General features: G+C 68.3%; 18 protein-coding genes. 8 read left to right on the top strand and 10 right to left on the bottom strand.

Features of this window, described 5'->3' with window-relative positions:
* Positions 1-55 precede the first annotated feature (55 nt).
* Entirely contained in the window at positions 56-241 is a 186-nt protein-coding gene (locus tag AUL32_RS02575) for a hypothetical protein (protein ID WP_062111471.1), read from the bottom strand.
* 178 nt (positions 242-419) lie between these two features.
* On the opposite strand from AUL32_RS02575, the gene AUL32_RS02570 reads away from it, so the two are divergent.
* On the top strand, positions 420-1,310 hold the full coding sequence (locus AUL32_RS02570) for an N-acetylmuramic acid 6-phosphate etherase (RefSeq protein ID WP_062111470.1): 891 nt from the start codon (positions 420-422) through the stop codon (positions 1,308-1,310).
* Positions 1,311-1,372: 62 nt separating this feature from the next.
* On the opposite strand, the gene AUL32_RS02565 is transcribed toward AUL32_RS02570, so the two are convergent.
* Both AUL32_RS02565 and AUL32_RS02560 read right to left on the bottom strand, forming a co-directional pair.
* On the bottom strand, positions 1,373-2,692 hold the full coding sequence (locus tag AUL32_RS02565; RefSeq protein WP_062111469.1) for a GNAT family N-acetyltransferase: 1,320 nt from the start codon (positions 2,690-2,692) through the stop codon (positions 1,373-1,375).
* A 136-nt stretch (positions 2,693-2,828) separates the two neighbouring features.
* On the bottom strand, positions 2,829-3,377 hold the full coding sequence (locus AUL32_RS02560; RefSeq protein WP_061974638.1) for a DUF924 family protein: 549 nt from the start codon (positions 3,375-3,377) through the stop codon (positions 2,829-2,831).
* Between AUL32_RS02560 and AUL32_RS02555 the strand changes: the two genes are divergently transcribed.
* On the top strand, positions 3,376-3,723 hold the full coding sequence (locus AUL32_RS02555; RefSeq protein ID WP_374700909.1) for a sulfurtransferase TusA family protein: 348 nt from the start codon (positions 3,376-3,378) through the stop codon (positions 3,721-3,723). The two genes, AUL32_RS02560 and AUL32_RS02555, sit on opposite strands and share 2 nt — an antisense overlap.
* Here AUL32_RS02555 and AUL32_RS02550 read toward each other — a convergent pair.
* Both AUL32_RS02550 and AUL32_RS02545 read right to left on the bottom strand, forming a co-directional pair.
* Positions 3,717-4,856 (bottom strand): CobW family GTP-binding protein, encoded by a 1,140-nt coding sequence (locus AUL32_RS02550; RefSeq protein WP_061977701.1) that lies wholly within the window; start codon positions 4,854-4,856, stop codon positions 3,717-3,719. The two genes, AUL32_RS02555 and AUL32_RS02550, sit on opposite strands and share 7 nt — an antisense overlap.
* A gap of 29 nt (positions 4,857-4,885) precedes the next feature.
* A complete protein-coding gene (locus AUL32_RS02545; RefSeq protein WP_062111466.1) occupies positions 4,886-6,091 on the bottom strand; it encodes a D-alanyl-D-alanine carboxypeptidase family protein in 1,206 nt (401 codons plus the stop codon).
* A gap of 141 nt (positions 6,092-6,232) precedes the next feature.
* On the opposite strand from AUL32_RS02545, the gene AUL32_RS02540 reads away from it, so the two are divergent.
* The gene (locus tag AUL32_RS02540) at positions 6,233-7,417 is read left to right on the top strand and encodes a M20 aminoacylase family protein (protein WP_062111464.1); all 1,185 of its coding nucleotides are present in this window, start codon (positions 6,233-6,235) and stop codon (positions 7,415-7,417) included.
* 67 nt (positions 7,418-7,484) lie between these two features.
* Here the strand turns inward: AUL32_RS02540 and AUL32_RS02535 are convergent, their stop codons facing one another.
* Both AUL32_RS02535 and AUL32_RS02530 read right to left on the bottom strand, forming a co-directional pair.
* Complete coding sequence (locus AUL32_RS02535; RefSeq protein WP_061974632.1) at positions 7,485-7,877, bottom strand: helix-turn-helix domain-containing protein; 393 nt, start codon at positions 7,875-7,877, stop codon at positions 7,485-7,487.
* A 234-nt stretch (positions 7,878-8,111) separates the two neighbouring features.
* Positions 8,112-9,353, bottom strand: a complete 1,242-nt coding sequence (locus tag AUL32_RS02530; protein ID WP_062111479.1) for a putative DNA modification/repair radical SAM protein — start codon at positions 9,351-9,353, stop codon at positions 8,112-8,114.
* Between the two features lie 246 nt (positions 9,354-9,599).
* Here AUL32_RS02530 and AUL32_RS02525 point away from each other — a divergent pair, with 246 nt between their 5' ends.
* Together AUL32_RS02525 and AUL32_RS02520 are read left to right on the top strand one after the other, a co-directional pair.
* Positions 9,600-10,028 (top strand): BA14K family protein, encoded by a 429-nt coding sequence (locus AUL32_RS02525; RefSeq protein ID WP_192847408.1) that lies wholly within the window; start codon positions 9,600-9,602, stop codon positions 10,026-10,028.
* Positions 10,029-10,230: 202 nt separating this feature from the next.
* Positions 10,231-10,755 carry a BA14K family protein gene (locus AUL32_RS02520; protein WP_061974628.1) on the top strand — a complete coding sequence of 175 codons (525 nt, stop codon included), beginning with the start codon at positions 10,231-10,233 and terminating at the stop codon, positions 10,753-10,755.
* Positions 10,756-10,818: 63 nt separating this feature from the next.
* Here the strand turns inward: AUL32_RS02520 and AUL32_RS02515 are convergent, their stop codons facing one another.
* The 3 genes from AUL32_RS02515 to AUL32_RS02505 form a co-directional block, all read right to left on the bottom strand.
* The gene (locus tag AUL32_RS02515; protein WP_062111459.1) at positions 10,819-11,619 is read right to left on the bottom strand and encodes an FAD binding domain-containing protein; all 801 of its coding nucleotides are present in this window, start codon (positions 11,617-11,619) and stop codon (positions 10,819-10,821) included.
* Between the two features lie 17 nt (positions 11,620-11,636).
* Positions 11,637-13,991, bottom strand: coding sequence for a xanthine dehydrogenase family protein molybdopterin-binding subunit (locus tag AUL32_RS02510; protein WP_062111457.1), 2,355 nt, complete (start codon positions 13,989-13,991; stop codon positions 11,637-11,639).
* 118 nt (positions 13,992-14,109) lie between these two features.
* On the bottom strand, positions 14,110-14,610 hold the full coding sequence (locus AUL32_RS02505; protein WP_061974623.1) for a (2Fe-2S)-binding protein: 501 nt from the start codon (positions 14,608-14,610) through the stop codon (positions 14,110-14,112).
* A 459-nt stretch (positions 14,611-15,069) separates the two neighbouring features.
* Between AUL32_RS02505 and AUL32_RS02500 the strand changes: the two genes are divergently transcribed.
* From AUL32_RS02500 to AUL32_RS02490, 3 genes are all read left to right on the top strand, one after another.
* Complete coding sequence (locus AUL32_RS02500; protein ID WP_244497614.1) at positions 15,070-17,034, top strand: autotransporter assembly complex protein TamA; 1,965 nt, start codon at positions 15,070-15,072, stop codon at positions 17,032-17,034.
* Positions 17,034-22,445 carry a translocation/assembly module TamB domain-containing protein gene (locus AUL32_RS02495; protein WP_062111453.1) on the top strand — a complete coding sequence of 1,804 codons (5,412 nt, stop codon included), beginning with the start codon at positions 17,034-17,036 and terminating at the stop codon, positions 22,443-22,445. The genes AUL32_RS02500 and AUL32_RS02495 overlap by 1 nt, the downstream gene beginning before the upstream one ends.
* A gap of 116 nt (positions 22,446-22,561) precedes the next feature.
* Entirely contained in the window at positions 22,562-22,789 is a 228-nt protein-coding gene (locus AUL32_RS02490; RefSeq protein WP_062111451.1) for a hypothetical protein, read from the top strand.
* Positions 22,790-23,070 lie beyond the last annotated feature (281 nt).

Genomic DNA, 23,070 nt, shown 5'->3' with positions numbered 1-23,070 from the left:
ACCCGCCGCATGCGCTGCGGCGGGTCTCTCGCCCAATGAGGCTATTCAAATTCGCTCAGTCGTCCGTGCGCTTGTTGGACGGCACGTCCTTGTATTCATCGATCTTGGTTCCCCGGCTATCGAGTCCGAAGGTCTCGTCGCGCTGCGCCTTATCGCGATTGCTGAGGATCTGATTCTTGTTGACCTTCTCGTCCTGGAGTTCGGTCATCGCGCCGGTGCCGCTCGTTTGTCCTGCCGACATGTCGGTTCTCCCTGTTGGGTGTCGTAAACTCAACGAACGAGCGGCGATCGGGTTCGCGAGAAAACGGCCCTCCCCTCTTCTCTCGCCAGCGCGCGAGAGGAGATCGGGTCGGCGCGGAACCCTTTGCCCGTGTCGCGCGGTTCAAGAGCATTCGCAGACGAAGGCCAAGCTCCCAGCCATGACGGCGCCCCCCAACGACTCTTTCACCGCAGATCCCACCGGCAACGCGCTGCCGGAGACCGAGCGCGCCGACCCGCAGTTTCGCGACCTCGAAACCCGGCCGATCGGCGAATTGCTGGGCGCCCTTGTCGGCGGGCAGGAGCGCGCGCTTCTCGCCGTTCGGGACGCGCTGCCGCAGATCGAGGAGGCCGTGGAGGCGATCGCCGCGCGGCTCGGCAACGACCGGGAGGCGCGCCTCGTCTATTGCGGCGCCGGTACGTCGGGCCGCCTCGCCATGCAGGATGGGGTGGAACTGGGGCCCACCTTCAACTGGCCGCCGGAACGCGCGGTGTTTCTTCTGGCTGGCGGCGTCACCAGCCTGTCGCTCGCCCGCGAGGGGGCGGAGGACGACACGCAATCCGCCCGCGCCATGATCGCGGAGGCCGGGGTCTGCGCGCGGGACGCGGTGATCGGCGTCGCCGCCAGCGGTCGCACGCCCTTCACGCTGAGCGGCCTTCAGGCCGCGCGCGAGCGCGGCGCGCTGACCGTGGCGCTCGCCAACGACCCGGCAGCACCGCTTCTGGCCGCCGCCGAGCGCCCCATCCTACTGCGCACCGGCCCGGAAGTGCTGGCCGGCTCCACGCGGCTGGCTGCCGGAACGGCGCAGAAGATCGCGCTCAATCTCCTGTCCACCGCCATCATGGTGCGGCTCGGCAAGGTGTTTCGCGGCCGGATGGTGGACATGCGACCGACCAACGACAAGCTGCGTCGACGCGCCGAGCGCATGGTGGCGGACGTTTCGAATTGCGACCTGGGGCGCGCCCGCGAGGCTCTGGAAGGGGCGAACGGGCATATCCGCCATGCGATCCTTCGGGCCGAGGCAGACTCTTCCAGGCACCGAAAAAGCTGACCCGCGCCGGCATCGCGAAGCGGTTCCACGCGCGGAAAAGCAGCTTGAGAATTGGATTGCTTCTAACGGACGGTGAACCGTTCCAGAATATCTCGCAGCCGAGCCCGTCGCTGCCAGCGCTGCCGGAGGCGGCGGCGATGGCGTTCGAGATCGGCGGCGATGGTCGGCACGGTTCCGTTCGCGGCCGGGTCCAGCGCCACGACCAGCGTGCCCATTTCCATCCGCCCGGGCCAGAGCGGGTTGAGAATGCCGTGATCGGGCACGGCGCAGGAATCCACGAAGCCGATCGCGGGATCGGCGATCATCGCCTCCGTGGCGAGCGCGGCGACGAGGGCGCCGGGCCGCGCCTTCGCGAAGCGCTCGTCATAGGCGGTCTTCCAGGCAACGCCGCGCCCGTTCGACAGGAGAACCACGAGACTGCCGATCGCCTCGCCGTTCAGCCGCAGCGAGTAGACCCGCGCGCCGCCCTGCGCGGCCAGACCGTTCACCGCCTCGCGGGCGAACGCAGCACGGTGCCGGTCCTGCAGCAGCGCGCTGCCGGCCCGGCCCTTCCAGCCCGCCGCTTCCAGATAAAGAAAGTCCTCGAAGGCCTCGCGCACCGAGCGCTCGTCGCCGGCCGCCTCGAAACCCAGCGCGCCCTGCGCCTTCAGGAGGCGCAGCCGCCGCCCGTGGTCGCGATGGCGCTTGGGGCCGAGCACCCGGCGAAGATAGGTGTCGGGATCGCCGGTGGAGGCGTCGAGAACCGCGCGCGAACTCCGATCGGACAGGGCCATCGACAAGCCGCGCGAAAGGGCGGTCCGCATCAGGAGCCGCGCCAGCGGTCCTTCCAGCGGCAGGTCCGGCAGGACAAGCAGCGGCGGCAGGCCCTTGGCGGGAGAGCGCAGCGCGTCGAACAGGCTGGCGGCGGTCGCATCGGGGTCGTCGGTGTCGAGGGGGGGAACGCCGAGCCGGCCGAACGGATGGGTCCAGGTGCGCACCACCTTGCGCCGGCCGAACGAGGCCATGGCCTCCACCGAGAAGGGCATGAAGAAGCGCAGGCGGCTGCGCCCCTCCGCTTCGTCGCGCGCCACGATGAGGCGAACCGCCTTGTCGTCCAGCCGCGGCATGGCCGGCACCAGAAAGCGCGGCTCGAAAAAGAGGTTCGGCTCGATCGCCCGGCGCGAGAGGTGCTGAAGCTCGTCCACCAGCGAAAACGCGGCATGGGGCTCGTAGAGCGAGATCCAGCGCGAACCTTCGAGCCGGACCGCGTCCGTCGTCTCCCGCTTCAGAAGCCGCAAATGCTCGGCGCGGGCCACGCGGTCGAGAGCGCCGTCCGCCGGGGGCGACTGAGGTGCCGTAGCGTCCGCTTCGTCCTTCGCGCCTATCTGCTCGGCGATGTTCATGGAACGCCTCCGCGCCGTGCCCTCGAATCCTGAAGGATAAGCGTAAGCGCTCCCTATTAAGGCGATCTTTAAAAACCCGCCCAAAAACAACCGGAGGGTTTTTCATCCCCCGATCGCATCACATCTCCGCGATGTCCTACCCGGCGAAGCCCCCGCCATCGAGAAAGGCTTGTTCGCCCGGTGTTGTGTCCCGGCCGAGGATCGCGTTTCGATGAGGAAAACGGCCGAAGCGGGAGACGATGTCGCGATGCTCCTCGGCGTAGGAGACGTTCTCCTCGCCGATCTCCCCCATCCAGCGCACGCACTCTTCCTGGTCGGCCAGCGCCTCCGAATGCATCAGCGGCAAGGCGAAGAACTGGTTGATGTCCTCGCCCACATGATAATGGTCCCCCCGCGCAAGCGCCGCTTTGGCGAGGCGCAGCGCTTTCTCGTCGGTCGCGAAGGCGCGCGGCGTGCCGCGAAACATGTTGCGCGGAAACTGGTCGAGCAGCAGAACGAGCGCCAGCGCGCCGTTTGGCTCCTCCGCCCAGGCGTCGAGTTCGCCGGCCGCCGCGCGCTCGTAGACATCGCCGAAACGCTGAGCGATCGTCGCGTCCAGCTCGTCGTCGCGCGCGAACCAGCGCTCGGGGCCGAGATCGCGCCAGAAATCGACGATGGTCTGCGGGTCGATCGAGTAATCGCTCATGGGGTTCGCTTCGGGAGAGTGGGTGGGAATGACGGCTGAAGGCTTAGATAGGAAGAGTGCCGAGGCGAACAAAGGCGCGGCGGACGGCGAGACCGATCTTTGCGGGCGGCTCGATCTGCGCGGCCTGAAATGCCCCCTGCCCGCCCTGCGCACGAGGAAGGCGCTCAGCCGGCGTGCACCGGGCAGCCGGCTCAGCGTCCTCGCCGACGATCCGCTCGCCCCGCTCGATCTCGCGCATCTGTGCCGAATGGAGGGCCACGAGGCCGAGCCGCCCGTAACCCTTGAGGGCGGTGGCTGGCGATTCGAGATCACGAAGGGCGAACGCCCGGCGAGCGCGCCTCAGTAGGTGTGGGAGCCGAGCGCCAGCGGGTTGTCCAGAAGCGCGGCGCGGTCCGGCGCGTCGATGCGGGCCGCGCCGGTGAAGGCGGCGAAGAGATCGCGCACCAGCCGCTCGTCCAGCCCGTCTCCGATCAGGACGAGGCGCGAGCGCGGCGCCTCCCCCGTTGGCCAGGCCGGCAGGCGCACCGGCGGATGGAGATAGGTTCGAACGCCATGCAGGACGAGCGGCCGCACTTCGTCCTCGCGCAGGCGCACGACCGCCTTCATGCGCAGCAGCCGGTCGCCCTGCCGCATGAACAGGAGGTCGAGAAACGCCTCCAAGTCCGAAGAAGCGATCGGCGCGTCGTGAACCAGCGAGAAGGAGGCGACGGCGCCATGCGCATGTGGCCGCGCATGGCTCTCGTGGTCGCAGGGCTCGCCATGGGCGTGGCCGCAGACGTGCTCGTGATGGTGATGGTGGTCGTGCCCCTCGTGCCCATGATCGAGCGCGGCCTCGCCCATCCATCGCCGGAGGTCGGCCTGGCGGGTTTGCGGGTCGAGCAGGCCGCAGCCGAAGACATCCGCCGCGCCCGCCCCAGCCGCATCGCGGATCGGCGCGCGCGGGTTGAGGGCGGCAAGCACCGAGCGAAGCCCGTTCCAACCGGCTTCGAGATCGGTCTTGGTGACGAGGAGCCGGTCGGCGCAGGCGACTTGCCGCTGCGCTTCCGCGCGCTCGGCGAGCGAGGCGGCCCCGGTCACCGCGTCCACCAGCGTCACCACGCCGTCCAGCGCGAAATGCTGGAGCAACACGGGATGGGCCATGAGCATGGCGAGGATCGGCGTCGGGTCGGCAAGACCCGTGGTCTCGATCACGACACGGCGGAAGGGCGCGAGGCGCCCGGTCTGTACACGGTCCACCAGCTCGGCCAGCGTGTCCACGAGATCGCCGCGCACGGTGCAGCAGATGCAGCCGTCGGCCAGTTCGATCACGCCGTCGCGCGCCGTCTCCACCAGCAGATGGTCGATCCCGACCTCGCCGAACTCGTTGACGATCACCGCCGTGTCGCGCGCTTCAGGCGCACGAAGGAGCCGGTTGAGAAAGCTCGTCTTACCGGCGCCGAGAAAGCCCGTCAGCACCGTGACGGGAACCGGACCGGACACGGCTTCCGGCGCGGTCTCTGGCACGGCGCTCACGGCGCACGCCCCGCGACGCGATCGGCCGTATCGAGAAGATCGGAGCCCGGACGCATGGCGTTCTGGCGGGCGTCCAGCGCGCGCCGCTCGGGCGAGTTCGCTTCGCCGCTTTCGGTCGGGCGCGGCGTCGGAATGGGAATGCCGTAGGCGGCGATCATCGAAATGCCGGCGTCGAAGCCGCGCCCGGCCGCCGCGCCGCCCAGCGCCACCGGCACGCTCGCCGGCGGGCGGGTGATCTCGGTGAGATAGGGCGAGCCGAAGGTCTCGGCGCGCGTGTCCTCGCTCTCGCGCTCGTTGGCGCGCTGGGTGCGCCCGGCAGCCGAGCAGACCGCGGCGCTGATGTCGGCGGGCGGCCCTTCGGAATGGGGTAGGTCCTGCACCGTCTCGCGGATCGAGCGCGGGTTGGTGTTGAAGCCGTTCTCGATCACTTCCGCCGCCAGCCGCTCGCGCACGATCGGCCCCTCGGCGCCCAGAACCACGGCGACGATCGTGCGGTTGTCGCGCGTGGCGGAGGCCACGAGATTGAAGCCCGACGCGCAGATATAGCCGGTCTTCATGCCGTCGGCGCCCTTGTAGCGGCCGAGAAGACCGTTGCCGTTCTTCATCACGGCCTGCCCGGCGGCGATCGCCTCGGTGGAGAAATAGTCGGTGAAGGCGGGAAACTGCCGGCGGATGGCAACGCCCAGGATGCCGAGATCCTTGGCGCTGGAATATTGCCCCTCGCCCGGCAGGCCGTTCGGATTGATGTAATGCGTGTCCTGCATCCCAAGGTCGATCGCGGCGCGGTTCATCGCCGCCACGAAGACCTCGACCGAGCCGCCGCCGAGGGTCTGGGCGATGGAATAGGCGACGTCGTTGGCCGATTTCACCAGCATCATGCGCAGCGCCACGTCGAGGCGCATCACGGAGCCGGGCGGAAAGCCCATCTTGGAGGGCGCTTGGCGCGCCGCGTCGCGCGTCATCACCACGGGCGTGTCGAGCTGGACGCTGCCCTCCTCCAGCGCCTTCAGCGCGAGATAGGCCGTCATCAGCTTGGTGGTGGAGGCCGGATACCAGCGCTGCGTGGCGTTGGACTGCGACAGAACCTTGCCGGTCGCGACATCGATCGCGATCGTATTGGCGGCCATGGCGCCGCCGGCCAGCGGCGCGCCCGCCAACAACGCGGCCAGAACGAAACTCCGCAGCTGAGCCTTCGCCCGCATCCTCGTCCTCTCTTTTCCCCACGACCAGCGAAACGGCAGGCTTCAGCCCCTTCGCACCTGCACCCGACTCGTGCCAGGATAGGCCGAACTTTTTAAGAAGGTTCATTTGTCGCCATTCTATGGCATCCCTCGGAACTTCCCATGCCCGTTTCGCAGAGCCTTCAAGACACAGCTTCCGACCTCGCCGCCTGGCGCCAGACGCTCCATGCCATGCCCGAACTTCTCTACGAGGTCCATGACACCGCGGGTTTCATCGCGGCCCAGCTGCGGGCGTTCGGCTGCGACGAGGTGGCGACCGGCATCGGACGCACCGGCGTCGTCGGCATCGCGAAGGGCGCGGGGATTGCGAAAGGGCAGGCAGCCGGGCGGACGATCGCGCTGCGCGCCGACATGGACGCGCTGCCGATCGTGGAGGAAACGGGCGTCGCCTATGCCTCACAGCGCCCCGGCGCCATGCATGCCTGTGGCCATGACGGGCACATGGCCATGCTGCTGGGCGCCGCGCGCGAGCTTTGCGCCACGCGCCGCTTCGCCGGCACCGTCGTCTTCGTGTTCCAGCCGGCCGAGGAAGGCGGGGCCGGCGCCAAGGCGATGATCGACGACGGGCTTCTGGAGCGGTTCGGCATCGAGGAAGTCTACGGAATGCACAATCTGCCGGGCCTGCCGGTCGGCACGTTCGCCATCAATCCCGGGCCGATCATGGCCGCGACCGACGAATTCTCGATCCAGCTGGACGGGCGCGGCGGGCACGCCGCGATCCCGCACCAGACGCGGGACCCGATCCTGGCCGGGGCCGCCCTGGTGCAGGCGCTGCAGCAGATCGTCTCGCGCAACGTCGATCCCTTGGATTCGCTGGTCGTGTCGGTGACGCAGTTCCACTCAGGCTTCGCGCGCAATGTCATTCCCGAAGGCGCCACCGTGTCGGGCACGGTGCGCTCGCTTCGGCTGGAAACGCAAAGCTTCGCCGAAACGCGCATTCGCGAGATCGCCGCCGGCATCGCCAGCGCACATGGGCTTGCCGCCGAAACGATCTACAACCGCAACTATCCCGTGACGCTCAACGACGCCGCAAAGGCGGCTTTCTGCGGTGACGTCGCGGCGGAGATCGTGGGCGAGGCGAATGTGCGGCGCTCCATCCCGCCCTTGATGGGCGGCGAGGATTTCGCCTTCATGCTGGAGCAGCGCCCGGGGGCGTTCCTGTTCATCGGCAACGGGCCGAGCGCCGGGCTGCACCACCCCCGCTACGACTTCTGCGACGAGGCGCTGAGCGTCGGCGCGTCCTACTGGGTCGCCCTCACCGAGCGCGCGCTGCCACTGGCGGCCTGACCGCACGCGAAAAAGCCGGCGCATGCGCCGGCTCGAGTTGTCGCGTTCAGAAAAACGAGTGTATCGCCTAGCGACCGCTTTCGGGGTCCAGCGCCTCGATCAGCGCGCGCAGGCGATGGCGCACCTCGACATCGGGAATGCGCGACAGCGCGATGGAGGACTGCAGCGTTTCGCGGCTCGCCACGGGCCGGGATGCCTCGGTCTCGTCCAGCCCTTCGAAGAAGAACATCGGGCTCGTCTCGAAGGCCTTGGCGATTCGATACAGCGTGCTGGCGCTGATTCGGTTGGCGCCGGTCTCGTATTTCTGAATCTGCTGGTAGGTCACGCCGATCCGGCGCCCCAGTTCTTCCAGGGACACGCGACGGGAGGTGCGGATCAAACGCAAGCGCGCGCCCACCTGCACATCAATAGGATCGCGTTCGGCCTTCAACTCGGAAACTCCATATTGCATCTCGACCATCTACCGTCTCGGCCTATCAGGAAATGCAACATTTGCGAGTAGGACGATCGACCACCCAGCCTGGATGACGTTAGACCGGATTCGCCCGTGTTGCCTACCCACGTTCCCATCTACCCCAGGGTTTCATACATTGATCATGACGAAATTGTGATTCATCGCCACAAAGCTGCAACCTCCGCGCGCTGCGACGGCTGAAATTCCGAGATAAAGATAAACCCAAGTTACAGCACTCTCTCAAAAAAGCGAGAGCTGCTCGGGCTTTGCCGTGCGCGTTAGTTGGCTACGCAAATTCTCGCCGTCCAGTCGCGTTCCCGGCGTCCAATCCAACGTGCAGACGAACGGGCGCAGCTTCTCGATGGAGCGACACAGCCGGGCGACATCGTCGAGTCGCAACGTGCGGTGCCGTCTCGAGGAGAGAATCGCGTCCACTGAACGAGTGCCGAGCCCGGGAACACGCAGGAGCATGTCCCGGTCCGCCTTGTTCACGTCGACCGGGAACTTGTCCCTGTTGCGCAGTGCCCAGGCGAGCTTGGGATCGATCTGGAGATCGAGCATCCCGCCCTCCCCGCCCGAGACGATTTCGGCGCGGTCGAACCCATAGAAGCGCATGAGCCAGTCCGCCTGATACAGGCGGTGCTCGCGCATCAGCGGGGGCTTGGCGGACGGCAGCCGGTTCGAGGCGTCGGGAATGGGCGAGAAGGCGGAATAGTAGACCCGGCGCAGGCGGTAGTTGCCGTAGAGATTTTCCGACCGGGTGAGGATCGTCTCGTCGTCCGCGCCATCGGCGCCGACGATCATCTGCGTGGACTGGCCGCCCGGCGCGAAGCGCGGCGGCTTGATCCGGTCTCGCGCCTCGCCTTTGCCCTCGTCGATCTTCATGCGCAGGTGGCCCATGGAACGGCGGATGTCGCGCGGCTTCTTTTCCGGCGCCAGGCTTTCCAGGGCAACGTCGGTCGGCAGCTCGATATTGATCGACAGGCGGTCGGCGAAAAGGCCGGCCTCCTCAATCAGCCGGGGCGCCGCGTCGGGAATGGTCTTGAGATGGATGTAGCCGGAGAAGTTCTCCTCCATCCGTAGCTTCCGGGCGATGCGGACCATCTCCTCCATCGTGTGGTCTGAGCTTCTGATGATGCCGGAGGAGAGAAACAAGCCCTCGATATAATTCCGCTTGTAGAAGGCCATGGTGAGCTTCACCACCTCCTCCACCGTGAAGCGCGCCCGGGCGACGTTCGAGGAGGAGCGATTCACGCAGTAGACGCAGTCGTAGATGCAGAAGTTCGTCATCAGGATCTTGAGCAGCGAGATGCATCGCCCGTCCGGGGCATAGGCGTGGCAGATGCCCGAGCCTTCCGTGGAGCCGATGCCGCCGCTCTTCATCGAGTCGCGACGCGTCGTGCCACTCGAAGCGCAGGATGCATCGTATTTCGCCGCGTCGCTGAGGATCGCGAGCTTGTCCATCAATGTCATCTTGGCCATGGGCCAGAGATAGCGTTCACTCTTCGTTCCGGCCATGGCAGCTGAAGCTTTTCCACCGGTCCTTGCCGTGGCGGGACGTCGCAGCCCGTTCAGGCCGCGTTCATATCAATAAGCCTAACTTGCTTTCTCCATCACCGGTCGGAACGGGACGGAAGCGAGGCGCGTTGGCCTCGCATTCGGATGTCCGTCCTCCCTCAAGGGCGCTTTGCCCGACGGGCCGGTTCATTTCAAAGGGAGCAATTTGTCATGCGTCGTTTCAGTCAGGTCTTTATGACCCTCGTGGTTTTGGGAACCGGCAGCGTCACCTTCAGCGCGCCGGCCGAGGCGCAGAGCTTCCGGGAACGGCAGCGGTTCGTGGAGCGCTTCTGCGCCCGCAACCCAGGCGCGCGAGACTGCCGTGAATTCCGGCGCGATGCCCGGCGCTGGGACGATCGCCGCTACAATCGCTGGTATCGCGACAACTACCGCGACCGCCGCGATTCCACGGCGGCGACGATCTTCGGCCTTGCGGCCGGCGCGGCGCTCGGCGCGGCGGCGGCCGGCAATGCCCAAGGCGGCGCGGCGGTGAGCCGCGATCAGGTCGCTCGGTGTGCCGCGCGCTACCGCACCTACGATCCGCGCACCAACACCTATGTCGCCAACAGCGCGGGCGAGCGCCGCATCTGCCGCCTCTGATCGGCTTAAGTCTCATGCATGATGGGGGTCGGCGCGCAGCCGGCCCCTTTTCTTTTGCCACGCCCGCATCAATTGCCGGAATGACATTCAGCCGTCGTTCAGGATGGCGCCGCTAATGATGAACGCAACAAAGCCGCTTCGAGACCTCGGATGGTCCGGGAGCCCGAAGGGCGGCGCATCCGTCGCTCTGGAGTTCGCAACCATGCGTATTCTTCTTGCCGTCCTCACCGCCTGCACGCTGGCGACGAGCCTTGGCACTGCTGAGGCCCAGGCCTGGGACAACGGGCCGGGCTATATCGGCCAGCCCGCCCCGCCTCCGCCGCCTCCAGGCTACTATCCCCCGCAGCGCCGACACCACAATCGGATCAATGCCGGCGACGCGCTTCTGGGCGGCGCGCTGGGTCTCGCCGCCGGCGCGCTTCTGGGCTCGGCCCTGTCGCAGCCCCAGCAGGCCCCCCCGACCTACTACCCGCCGCAGCGCCCGTCCTACCCCGCCTATGGTGTCGCCCCGCCGAGCTATGAGGACACGGTCCCGGCCCGCCCGGTGTATCGCGGGCCGCGACAGGCGCGCTACTACGACGACTATGGCACCAACACGCGGGACTATCGCGACGGTTCGCGCCAAGCCCATGTGGACGCCTGTTTCGACCGATATCGCTCCTACGACGCGCGCACCGACACCTATATCGGCAACGACGGATACCGGCATCGCTGCAATATCTGGTAGACGCCAGCACATACGAAGAAAGCGCCCGGCCAAGACCGGGCGCTTTCTCGTTGACCGGATGGGTCAGCGCGCCTTGCGCACCGCCCGCTTGGTGACGACGGGAACCAGCGCCGCGCGATATTCCGACGAGCCGTGAAGATCGCCGATCATGTCGCCTTCCGGCACGGTGAGCCCGTCCACCGCCTCCGGCTCGAAGCGGGCCGAGAGGGCCGCTTCCGCCGCTTTCCAGCGGAAGGCGCCGTTGGAGCCCGCGCCGGTAACGGCGACGCGCGCATCGCCGCCGCGCCGGGAGACGTAGACCCCGCACATGGCATAGCGCGAGGCGGGATTTCGAAACTTCTCGTAGGCCGAAGCGTCCGGCGCCTCGAAGCGGACGGCCTTGACGATCCCGCCCTCGCTCAGCGCCGTTTCGAACAGGCCGAGGAAGAACTCGTCCGCGCCATATTCGCCCCGGTCGGTCTCGATCGTGCCGCCCAGCGCCAGGAGCGCGGCGGGATAGTCCGCCGCCGGATCGAAATTGGCGACGACGCCGCCGATCGTGCCCATGTGGCGCACAGCGGGATCGCCGATCAGATTGGCGAGTTCGGTGAAGCCCGGCGCCACCGCCTCGATGGCGCGCGAGGTCGCCACCTCGAAATGGGTGACGCCGCCGCCGATCCGCACATGGCGGCCCTCCACCGTGATGCCCTTCATCTCCGGCACATGGCGAAGGTCGATCAGCGCGGACGGGGCGGCGAGCCGCGCCTTCATGGTCGGGATCAGCGTCATGCCGCCGCCGAGATACTTGGCTTCCTCGCCGCCCTGGGCGAGAAGCTGGGCGGCCTCGGCCAGAGAGTTCGCGCGGCTGTATTGGGTCTCGTACATGGCTCTTCCCTCCCCCTTCAGAGCGCCGCGCCGACTGAGCGCAGCGCGCGCCAGACCTTCTCGGGCGTCGCGGGCATCGACAGCTCGTTGGTGCCGATCGCGTCCGTGATGGCGTTGATGACGGCCGGCGGCGAGCCGATCGCCCCCGCCTCGCCGCAGCCCTTGATGCCGAGCGGATTGGTGGTGCAGGGCGTCTCGGTGGTCAGCACCTCGAACATCGGCAGGTCCCAGGCGCGGGGCATGGCGTAGTCATTGTAGCTCGCCGTCACCAGCTGGCCCGACTCGTCGTAGTGCACGCCTTCCAGCAGAGCCTGGCCGATGCCCTGCGCCAGGCCGCCATGAACCTGCCCCTCGACGATCATCGGATTGACGATGCGGCCGAAATCGTCGGCGGCGACGAACTGCACGATCTCGGTCTTGCCGGTTTCGGCATCCACCTCGACCTCGCAGATGTAGCAGCCGGCCGGGAAGGTGAAGTTCTGCGGGTCGTAGAAGGCGCCCTCCTTGAGGCCCGGCTCCATCCCGTCCGGCAGGTTGTGGCCGGTATAGGCGCCGAGCGCGACTTCATGCCAGGCGAGCTTTCGGTCGGTGCCCGCCACCTTCACCTCGCCGTTCTCGATGACGATGTCGTCGTCGGAGGCTTCCAGGAGATGGGCGGCGATCTTCTTGGCCTTCAGCTCCACCTTGTCCAAGGCCTTGGCGATGGCCGACATGCCGACGGCGCCCGAGCGCGAGCCGTAGGTGCCCATGCCGAACTGCACCTTGTCCGTGTCGCCATGGATCACCTGCACATTGTCGAGCGGCAGGCCGAAGCGCTCGGACACGAGCTGGGCGAAGGTCGTCTCGTGACCCTGGCCGTGGCTGTGCGAGCCGGTCAGGATCTCGATCGTGCCGACCGGATTGACCCGCACCTCGGCCGATTCCCACAACCCGACGCCCGCGCCGAGCGAGCCCACCGCCTTGGACGGCGCGATGCCGCAGGCCTCGATGTAGCAGCTATAGCCCAGGCCCCGCAGCTTGCCGCGCGTCTTCGCCTCGGCCCGGCGCGCTTCGAAGCCGGCGACATCGGCCGCCTTCTGCGCGGCATCGAGCGTCGCGGGAAAGTCGCCCGTGTCGTAGTTCATGATGACGGGCGTCTGATGAGGGAATGACTGAATGAAGTTCCGGCGGCGGAATTCGTCGGGCGAAAGGCCCAGCTCGCGCGCCGCCGTCTCCATCGTGCGCTCGATCACGTAGGTCGCCTCGGGCCGGCCGGCGCCGCGATAGGCGTCCACCGGCACGGTGTTGGTGTAGACCGCCTTCACATTGGCGTAGATCGCGGGGATCTCGTACTGGCCCGACAGGAGCGTGGCGTAGAGATAGGTCGGGGTCGCGGACGAAAACAGCGACATATAGGCGCCGAGATTGGCGACCGTCCCGACCCGGAGGCCGATCACCTTGTGATCGGCATCGATCGCCATTTCCACATGTGTGTGGTGGTCGCGCCCGTGCGCGTCGGTGAGGAAGGCTTCGGAGCGGTCCGAGGTCCATTTCACGGGAACGCCGGTGCGCTTGGACGCCCAGAGGCAGACGATCTCCTCGGGGTAGATGTAGATCTTGGAGCCGAAGCCGCCGCCGACATCGGGCGCGATGACGCGCAGCTTGTGCTCGGGCGCCACGTTGTAGAAGGCGCTCATGACGAGCCGGGCGACATGCGGGTTCTGCGAGGTGGTCCAGACCGTGTAATGGTCGTCCGCCGGATCGTAGACGCCAAGCGCGGCGCGCGGCTCCATGGCGTTGGGCACCAGCCGGTTGTTCACGATGTCGAGCCGCGTCACGTGAGCGGCGCGCGCGAAGGCGGCCTCCGTGGCGCTCTGGTCGCCGAGCTCCCAGTCGAAGCAGAGATTGTTCGGCGCCTCCGGGTGGATCTGCGGCGCGCCGTCTGCCAGCGCCGACGGCCCTTCCACCACGGCGTCCAGCACCTCGTAGTCCACCGCCACGGCTTCCGCCGCGTCGCGCGCCTGGAGCTTGGTGTCGGCCACCACCACGGCCACGGCCTGCCCGACATGGCGCACCGTGCCCACCGCCAGCGCCGGCCATTCGCCCATCTTCATGGGCGAGCCGTCCTTGGACGAGACGGCCCAGCCGCAAATGAGATTGCCGATCCCGTCGGCCTTCAGCTGATCGCCGGACAGGATGTCGATGACACCGGGCATCTCGCGCACGGCCTCGGCATCGATGCTCTTGATGCGCGCATGGGCGTGCGGCGAGCGCACGAAGGCGGCGAACTTCATGCCGGGCACCACCATGTCGTCGGTGTAGCGCCCCCGGCCCGTGATGAAGCGGCGGTCCTCCTTGCGCAGCACCCGCGCGCCGAACCCTTCGATACCCATGTCTCATCCTCCCGAAATGCCAATCGGGGGCCGGCGGGATGCGCGCGAGGCCGGCGCATCGGGGCGCCCCGTGATGAATGCTGCTGGTGCGGCGGCGGCCCGAAAGGGGCCGGGCGGCCTACTCGGCGGCGATGCGCTGCTCAGTGGGCGCGGCGCGCATGGTCTCGGCGGCGGCCAGAACCGCCTTCACGATGTTGTGGTAGCCGGTGCAGCGGCAGATATTGCCGTCCAGCTCGTCGCGCACGGTCTTCTCGTCGAGAACGCCGTCATGGCGGCGGATCATGTCCACGGCGGTCATGATCATGCCCGGCGTGCAGTAGCCGCACTGGAGCCCGTGATGCTCGCGGAACGCGGCCTGGACTGGGTGCAGCTCCTGCCCCTTGGCGATGCCCTCGATCGTGGTGATCTCGCAGCCCTCGGCCTGCACGGCCAGCATGGTGCAGGATTTCACCGCGCGCCCGTCGACATGCACGATGCAGGCGCCGCATTGCGACGTGTCGCAGCCGACATGGGTGCCGGTGAGCCCGAGCGTGTCGCGCAGGAACTGGACGAGAAGAACGCGATCCTCCGCCTGGCCCTGCATCTTGCGGCCGTTCACCACCACAGAAATTTCGGTCATCCGTTCCTCCCGAGAACACGTGCCGGGGAGCGTCCGAACGGACGCCCTGCGGCCGGCGCGCGTTCGAGACAGTCGCCTGTCTCCCGCGCCGTTCTCGGCCGTTCGGCTGAGCGGAGACTGCCCCGGCTGGCGGCCCTCGGCAAGCGATTTCTGGAACCGTTCCAGACGCCGGCGAGACACACCTGCGGCGATAGGACCCACTTCCTTGGCCGTTGTTAAGGAGCCGGGCGCGGCGGCGTTAACAATGTGTGGCGCAAGTCCCACAAAAGGTTCGGGGAATCGGCGCAGGCCGTCGTCGCGCGGTTGTTATTTCAGCCCGGACCGGCATTTTGAGAGGAAGCACGGGGGAGCGACGGCTGGGGCGGCCATCGCAGCGGAGATCATCCGGGAAGCGCCACGGCGCGCCGGTCCTCTTGTCCCCGCCCCGATGACGTCCGGCAAAGAGAGCGTTTCGCGTTGATGTCAGGATTGAAGCGTTGGGCCGGGACGGCCTTCGGCCTGCCCGCCATGGCCTTTGGCCTCGGGCTCGTGAGCGCGCCGGCCCCGGCCGACGCGCTGCCGAAGTTTCTCGACCCGTTCAACCTTTTCGGCAGCCGCGAGGAGACGCCGAGCGACCTGCCCGATCCCGTGCGCTACACCGCGACGCTCAACGTGACGCAGGACGTGGACGGGCTGGAGAAGACGCTCACCAAGGCCTCCTCGCTGGTGGCCGACGAGAAGGAGGCCGTGTCGGGCTCGCTCGGGCTGCTGGCCAAGGCGCGCAACGACCGGCGCCGCCTCGTCGCCACGCTCTACGAGAATTCCCGCTACGACGGCCTCGTCACGATCCGCATCGAGGGGCGCGACATCGCCGACCTTGCGCCCGACGCCACTTTCGACACCTCGCGCCCCGTGCCGGTTGAGATCACCGTCGAGCCCGGCCCTCTCTTCACGCTGGGCACCGTGCGCATCACCGCCAACGGCGTTCCGGTGGACGCCGCGCCCTACGACCTCGCCCCCGGCGCATCGGCCGATTCCACCCGCATCCTCGCCTCCGAGGCCCGGCTTCTGACGGACCTGCGCAACGAGGGCCGGCCCTTCGTCGCCGTGACGGCCCGCAACATCGTGGCCGACAGCGCGACCAATCGGATCGACATCGACCTCACCGTTTCGCCCGGTCCCCCAGTGCCCTTCGGCCAGACCTACGTCACCGGAACGCAGCGCATGGAGCCGGGCTTCGTCGCCTTCATGGCGGGCATCGAACCGGGCTCGACCTTCTCCACCGCGACGCTGGAAAAGGCGCGCAAGCGCCTCGTCGATCTCGGCGTGTTCTCCACGGTCTCGGTCAAGGCCGGCGACGCGCAGGTGGACGACGGCACGCTGCCCGTGCAGGTGACGGTGGCCGAGCGCAAGCTACGCGTCTTCGGCGCGGGCGCCACCTTCTCCAACACCGAAGGCGGCGGCGTGAACGCCTATTGGGAGCATCGCAACCTGTTCGGCCGGGCCGAGAGCCTGCGCCTCGAAGGCGCGGTCTCGCGCATCGGCGCCGACACGATCAGCACCACCGGCCGCGAGCTCGACGGCTTCGACTACAAGCTGGGCGCAACCTTCAAGAAGCCGGGCGTGCTGGGCCCCGACTCCGTCTATGTCGGCTCGATCACCGCGCTGACCGAGCAGCCCCTGGCCTACGACCGCAGTTCCATCGCCGTGTCCAACGGGGTGGAATATTCGATCGACGACCGGCAGCGGCTGACCGTCGCCGTGAAGGCGGAGTACGAGACCATCACCGACTATCTCGTTTCCGACGAGGAGTTTCTCCTGGCCTCCGTGCCGGTGACCTACACGTTCGACACGCGCGACAACAAGTTGAACCCGACCAAGGGCTTCCTCGCGTCGCTCTCGGCCGAGCCGACCTACGAGTTCGAGAACTCAGTGCCCTTCGTCAAGGCGCGGGCCGACGCTTCGGCCTATCTCTCCTTCGATCAGGAAAGCCGCTTCGTGCTGGCCGGGCGGGTCGGCTACGGCATCGTGGCGGGCGCCGATCTCGAAGACGTGCCGAACGACCGGCGCTTCTACGCCGGCGGCGGCGGCTCGGTGCGCGGTTACGTGTTCCAGTCCATCGGACCCTACTACCCCGGCTTCGCGCTGCCCGGCACCAATGCGCGCTTCGTCGATACGCCGATCGGCGGCCTGTCGGTGTTCGAGGCTTCGGCCGAGCTGCGCTTCAAGGTGACGGACAATATCCAGGTCGTGCCCTTCGTGGACGCGGGCGCGGTGGGCGACGATTTCGCCCCCGATTTCAGCAAGCTGAAGATCGGCGCGGGCGTCGGCGCGCGCTACATGACGAGCTTCGGCCCGATCCGCGTCGATGTCGGTGTGCCGCTCGACCCCGGCCCGCGCGACAGCGACTTCCAGATTTATGCCGGCATCGGACAGGCCTTCTGATGATGACGATGCACCTCCTTCTCGACCGCCTCCTTCTCGCCCGTCTGGCCCGCCTGCGCGGGGCCTTCGTGCTGGTCGCCTGCGTCTTCGCATCGCTCGCCGCGACGCAGCCCGCCAAGGCGCAGTTCCTCGCCGGCCAGCTGGAAAACCTCCTGTCCACCGAGGACAGGCAGGTGAAGATCCAGGGCCTCTCGGGCGCGCTCAGCGGCAATGTGCGGATCGAGGAGGTCACGGTGTCGGACCGCGACGGCGTCTGGCTGACGGCGCGCGACCTCGCGCTGGACTGGTCGCCGTTGGCGCTGGTGCGCAAGAATGTCGAGATCCAGAACCTTTCGGCCGGCTCGATCCGGCTCGACCGCCTGCCCCGCGCATCGACGCAGACGACCGAAGCTTCCTCGGGCGGCTTCTCGCTGCCGAGCATTACCGCCAATATCGGCCGCATCGCGATCAACGAATTCGTGCTGGGCGAGGCCGTGGCCGGCGTTCCCGCGCGCCTTTCGGCGGAAGCCGGGCTGACGCTCGCCGCCGACCCGGCGCAGCTCGACCTGCAGGCCGCGATCCGCCGGCTTGACCAGGGCGGCGACATCGCGCTGAAGATCGGCTTCCAGCCGGGGGCCAACCGGCTGGAACTGAACGTGACAGCCAGCGAGCCGGCGGGCGGCCTTGTTGCGAGCCTCCTGAAACTGCCGGGCGCCCCGCCCGTCGCGCTCAGCATCCAGGGCTCCGGCCCCTTCGACAATTTCGCCGCCAACGGCACGCTGGACCTCGGCACCGAGCGCGCCGCAACGCTGCAGGCGACGACGCAGACCGGCGCGGACGGACGGCGCGTCTCGGCGACGCTCACCGCTCTGACGCAGCCTTTCGTGCCGGAGGCCTATCTCGGCTCGGTTGGCCAGGACCTTGCGCTCAACGCCAATGTCCTCCTGCGCAACGACGGCGCGATCGTGATCGACGCTGGGCGCCTCCAGTCCGGCCCGCTTGACCTCACCGCCCAGGGCACGCTCGACCGCAGCGGCTCCGCCAACGATCTGACGCTCGCGCTGCGCACGGGATCGGGCGATCCGATCCCGCTTGCCTTCGGCTCGCAGGGCGCTCGCACGGCACTGGAAATCGCCTCGCTCGACGCCAAGCTCACCGGCGCCTTCTCCGCCGCTGGGATCGATCTCGCCGTCAAGGCCCGCACCGCCGGCTTCGAGACCTATGTCCTGAACGAGGTCAGCGCAACGGCGCGCTCCTCCGCCTTCGACCTCAACAATCTCGTCGGCCCCCTTCTGCTCAAGGTCGACGCGCGCAACGCCACCGTCTCGAACACTCAGAATTCCCAGGTCGCCCTAGTCGCCTCGCGCATTCTGGAAGGGCCGATCGCGCTCGACGCAGATGGCGCGCTCACCAGCGACGGCCTCAGCTTCAACCGCGCCACGCTCACCACCGGCGCGGCCGATCTCGCGTTGAGCGGTCAGGCCGCGCTGAACTTTTCGACCTTCCTTCTCGACATCCGCTCCAGCTTCGAAACGGCGGCGCTTTCGCGCGAAGCCGTGCCCTATGTCGGCCAGCGGGTGGCGATCAACGGTCAGGCGCGCCGCGCCGCCGATGGAAGCCTCGGCGTCAGCAGTCTCGTTGTGGATGGCGACGCGCTGGAGATTGCCGGCTCGGCCAGCCTGACGGGCGAGACACTTGCCGCCGCCATTACTGGCCGCCTCGATCAGGCTGGGGTTGCCGACCAGGCGCTGAAGGGCAAGGCCAATTTCACGCTCAATGCCGCCGGTACCTTGAGCGCGCCGGAGGTGAAGCTGACGGCGAACGCTGAGAATCTGGAGGTCGCCGGGCGGCGGCTTCAGGCGCTCGACGCGCGGATCGACGGCACGTTCGCGGCTGACGCGCCGAGCGGCACGATCGCCGTCAACGGCACCTACAACGACGCGCCGCTGGCACTGACGGCGGACCTCGCCACCGAAGGCTCGGTGCGCTCGCTCCGCAACCTCCTGCTGCGCCAAGGCCGCAACAACCTGTCCGGCACGCTGTCGCTGGACGGCCAGAACCGCCCCTCGGGCGATCTCGCGGTCGATGTGCCAGACGCTTCCACTCTTCTAGCGCTGGCCGGCCAGACCGGCTCGGGCGATCTGCGCGGCCGCCTCGCCTTCGCGCTCGGCAATGGTGGTACGCCGGTCGCCGACGTGGACCTGACCTCGGGAGGCGTCACGGTGGGCTCGAACAGGCTCGCCAACGCCCGGATCGACCTGCGCATTCAGAATTTCCTCCAGGCACCGCTGGCGGCGGGGACGATTCGTGCCGCCACGCTGCAGGCCGGCGGCCAGCGCATCGAGAATCTCGACGCGACGCTGGAGACCGTCAACGACGCGACCGCGATCAACGCACGAACGTCCCTCAACGGCGTGCCGACCCGTTTCAGCGGCGATGTCGCCTTCACCGACGCCGGCACGGTGGTGCAGCTTCGCACCCTCACCGCCGACATTCCGAACGCGCGGCTGGCGCTCCGCGAGCCCGCGACGGTGACGCTCGGCTCGGTTCGCACCACGCTCGGCACGCTGCGCTTCGATGTCGGCTCCGGCTCGCTCACCGCCTCCGGCTCGCTGGCGGACAGGCTCGATCTCGATCTCGCCCTGGAACGCCTGCCGCTGGCTCTGGCCAATCCCTTCGTCGCCGGGCTAGATGCCTCGGGCACGCTGGACGGCACGCTGAAGGTCGGCGGTCTTGCAAACGCCCCCGATCTCGACTTCGACCTGCGCGCGGCCGGCGTTCGCACCAGCCAGACCCGCGCAGCCAAGATCGACGCGGTCGATGCCGCCCTCGCGGGCCAGTATCGCGACGGAACCGCGACGCTGCGAACCGCCCGCGTCACGCTCGGCCAAGGCTCCGTCACCGCGACGGGCACTGTGGGTCAGTCGCTCGATCTCGACCTGCGCCTCGTGGACATTCCGGTCGCGCTCGCCAACGGCTTCGTTTCCGGCCTCGACGCCGGAGGCCTGTTGAACGGCACGGCCCGGGCCACCGGCTCGCTCCAGAACCCGGCCGTCACCTTCGACGTGGCGGGCGCGGGCATCACCGCCGCCGAGGTGCGCCGCGCGGGCGTGCAGCCCCTGTCGCTGGACGTGTCCGGTACCTATCGCGCCGCGACCGTTCGGATCGAGACAGCGCGGGTCGATGTCGGCTCCGGCCGACTGGAGGCGACCGGCAGCGTCGGCCGTGCCCTCGATCTCCAGCTTCAGCTCGTCGATTTCCCGGCCGCGCTCGCCAACGGCGTGCGCCCCGGCCTCGGCGCTTCCGGCACGCTCAACGGCACGGCCACCGCAACCGGCTCGATCAGCAATCCCGACGCGCGCTTCCAGCTTACCGGCCGGGATCTCACCGCCGCGCCGCTGCGCCAGTCCGGCGTGCGCCCGCTGGCGCTGGACGTCGCCGGCACCTATGCCGACGGCACGGCGCGCTTCGAACGCGGGCGGATCGATGTGGGCGACGGCTCGCTCGACCTGTCCGGCACGGTCGGCCGCGCCCTCGACCTATCGCTGACGCTCGACCGGCTGCCTGTGGCGCTCGCCAACGCCGCAAGGCCCGACCTCGACGCGCGCGGCACACTCTCGGGCACCGCCCGGGCCACCGGCTCGCTCTCGGCTCCCAATGCCGAGTTCGACCTGCGCGCCGACGCCGTCTCCGTGGCGCAGACGCGCCAGGCCGGAGCGCCGCCGATCGACGCGGTCGCCGCCGGAACCTTCGCCAATGGCAGCGCGAGCCTTCGCGCCGCTCGCATCACGCTCGGCTCCGGCCGCTTGGAGGCGACGGGTACGGTGGGCGAACGGCTCGATCTCGACGTTCAGCTCGTCAACATCCCGGCCTCGATCGCGGCCGCCGCCGCGCCCGATCTCGGCCCCCAGGGCACGCTCAACGGCAGGGTGCGCGCGGGCGGCACGATCGCGGCGCCCCAGGTTCAATACGACCTGTCGCTCGCCGGCTTCTCCGTGCAACCGACGCGGGACGCGGGCGTTGGCTCGCTCGCCATCGCCGCCAACGGCCAGTTCGCCGACAATCGCGTGACGCTGGACTCGACCCTGTCGGGCTCGGGCCTCCAGTTCGCCGCCAACGGCTCGGTCAATGTCGCGGGCACGCCGAGTTTCGACCTTCGCCTCGACGGCACGGCGCCGCTCTCGCTCGCCAACCGCATCCTGGCCGAGAACGGCCGCTCGGTTCAGGGAACGGCGCGCATCAACGCCACGGTGACCGGAACCGCCGCCAACCCGAACGTGGTCGGCACGGTCTCCACCGCCGGGGCGAGCTTCGTCGACACCGGCGCCAATCTGGCAGTGAACGGCATCAACGCGACGGTCGCGCTGAACGGCCAGACGGCGACACTGCAGGGCGTTACCGCGCAGCTCGGCGGCGGCGGCACGGTGTCGGTCTCCGGCACGATCGGCCTTGGCGCCGGCTTCCCGGCCGACCTCGCCATCCGCGTGCAGGACGGGCGCTACAGCGATGGCGAACTCGTCACCGTTCGCCTCAATGCCGGGCTGACGCTGCAAGGACCGTTGACGGGCGCGGCGGTTCTGGCCGGCACGATCGACGCGTCCGAGATCGCGATCCTCGTTCCCGACAATCTGCCGACCTCGGTCGCGCGCATCGACCTCAAGCGGCGCAACACGCCGCCGCCCGTCCTGCAGCAGCTGCGCGAGATCGACCCCAAGTCGGGTTCGGGCGGCACCACGAGTTCGGCCGGCATCAGCCTCAACGTCACGCTGAACGCGCCGAACCGCGTCTTCGTGCGCGGCCGGGGGTTGGATCTCGAGCTTGGCGGCACGATCCGTATCACCGGCCCGGTGTCGAATCTTGGCATCGCCGGCGCCTTCGAGCTGCGGCGCGGCCGCTTCCAACTTCTGTCGCGGCGCCTGAACTTCGAGCGCGCGACGTTGACCTTCGACGGTAATCTCGTGCCGACGCTGGATCTCCTGGCCTCCTCCGACACGGGCGAGGTGACGGTCTATGTCGCGATCACCGGCCCCGCCGCGAGCCCGAGCTTCGCCTTCTCCTCCTCCCCTGCCCTGCCGCAGGACGAGGTTCTGGCGCGGCTGATCTTCGGCCAGGGCACCTCGGACCTGTCGCCTGTCCAGATCGCCCAGCTCGCCAGCGCGGCGGCGCAGCTCGCCGGCGTCGGCGGGTCCACCGGGCTTCTCGACAATCTGCGCTCGCAGCTGGGCGTGGACGACATCGACGTGCGCACCACGGCGGACGGTCAGGCGGCCGTCGGCGTCGGGCGCTACCTCAACGAGAACACCTATGTCGGCGTGGATTCCACGGGCCGCGTCTCGATCGACCTTGATCTCGGGGCCGACATCAAGGCGCGCGGCGCGGTGACGGCGGGCGGTGGCGGCGAGGTCGGCATCTTCTACGAGAAGGAATATTGAGGCCCACTGGCCTGCATCCGCGCCCGCAACAATTCGCGGCTCCATGCGTTTGACGGGGATAAGAGGGACGGCCGGCCGATGAAGCCGGCCGCCCGCTCGCCGAAGGAGCGTAAGACATGAGCACAGAGTCCCTGAAATACGCCAAGTTCGATCGCGACGACGGCAAGAGCTACGCCTCGCCCATGGCCGTTGTGGAAGACGCCGGGCTGCATGGCGGCGAAAAGCGCTCGATCCTCGAAGAGTGGAAGCGCCGCGTCGCCGAGCACAATCGCGCCGACGGCATCCACACGATGGACCATGAGCTCGACAGCGCGATCGAACGTCTGGCGGGCCTCGGGACCTGACCACCTCATTCTGTCCATCGCATTCGCCGCAATCGTGAAAGCCGAGCCGCCCCTCCGGGCGGCTTTTTTTATGGGTGGGTCCGACCGCATGGCCCCGCCTGTCTCAGCCTCACGGAAAAGCGATTTGCCAGCTGTCGCCCCTGCGTTCCCGGACTTTGATGTAAATTCGAAAGACTCGCCGTGCTAGACATGCATCGAACGCATGGATGCCCTGGGACTTGACCCGGATGGAGCGGGCCGGTTTGCTTCCCGTCCGTTTGGTCTATCTCCCGACAGACCTT

This window comes from Aureimonas sp. AU40, assembly GCF_001463785.1.
GTDB lineage: Bacteria > Pseudomonadota > Alphaproteobacteria > Rhizobiales > Rhizobiaceae > Aureimonas.
This window is presented reverse-complemented; position numbering and strand designations above follow the sequence as displayed.

Coding starts and splice junctions, on each gene's coding strand:
- AUL32_RS02575 (WP_062111471.1), bottom strand. CDS start 241: ATGTCGGCAGGACAAACGAGCGGCACCGGCGCGATGACCGAACTCCAG.
- AUL32_RS02570 (WP_062111470.1), top strand. CDS start 420: ATGACGGCGCCCCCCAACGACTCTTTCACCGCAGATCCCACCGGCAAC.
- AUL32_RS02565 (WP_062111469.1), bottom strand. CDS start 2,692: ATGAACATCGCCGAGCAGATAGGCGCGAAGGACGAAGCGGACGCTACG.
- AUL32_RS02555 (WP_374700909.1), top strand. CDS start 3,376: ATGGGGTTCGCTTCGGGAGAGTGGGTGGGAATGACGGCTGAAGGCTTA.
- AUL32_RS02560 (WP_061974638.1), bottom strand. CDS start 3,377: ATGAGCGATTACTCGATCGACCCGCAGACCATCGTCGATTTCTGGCGC.
- AUL32_RS02545 (WP_062111466.1), bottom strand. CDS start 6,091: ATGCGGGCGAAGGCTCAGCTGCGGAGTTTCGTTCTGGCCGCGTTGTTG.
- AUL32_RS02540 (WP_062111464.1), top strand. CDS start 6,233: ATGCCCGTTTCGCAGAGCCTTCAAGACACAGCTTCCGACCTCGCCGCC.
- AUL32_RS02535 (WP_061974632.1), bottom strand. CDS start 7,877: ATGGTCGAGATGCAATATGGAGTTTCCGAGTTGAAGGCCGAACGCGAT.
- AUL32_RS02530 (WP_062111479.1), bottom strand. CDS start 9,353: ATGGCCAAGATGACATTGATGGACAAGCTCGCGATCCTCAGCGACGCG.
- AUL32_RS02525 (WP_192847408.1), top strand. CDS start 9,600: ATGCGTCGTTTCAGTCAGGTCTTTATGACCCTCGTGGTTTTGGGAACC.
- AUL32_RS02520 (WP_061974628.1), top strand. CDS start 10,231: ATGCGTATTCTTCTTGCCGTCCTCACCGCCTGCACGCTGGCGACGAGC.
- AUL32_RS02515 (WP_062111459.1), bottom strand. CDS start 11,619: ATGTACGAGACCCAATACAGCCGCGCGAACTCTCTGGCCGAGGCCGCC.
- AUL32_RS02510 (WP_062111457.1), bottom strand. CDS start 13,991: ATGGGTATCGAAGGGTTCGGCGCGCGGGTGCTGCGCAAGGAGGACCGC.
- AUL32_RS02505 (WP_061974623.1), bottom strand. CDS start 14,610: ATGACCGAAATTTCTGTGGTGGTGAACGGCCGCAAGATGCAGGGCCAG.
- AUL32_RS02500 (WP_244497614.1), top strand. CDS start 15,070: ATGTCAGGATTGAAGCGTTGGGCCGGGACGGCCTTCGGCCTGCCCGCC.
- AUL32_RS02495 (WP_062111453.1), top strand. CDS start 17,034: ATGATGACGATGCACCTCCTTCTCGACCGCCTCCTTCTCGCCCGTCTG.
- AUL32_RS02490 (WP_062111451.1), top strand. CDS start 22,562: ATGAGCACAGAGTCCCTGAAATACGCCAAGTTCGATCGCGACGACGGC.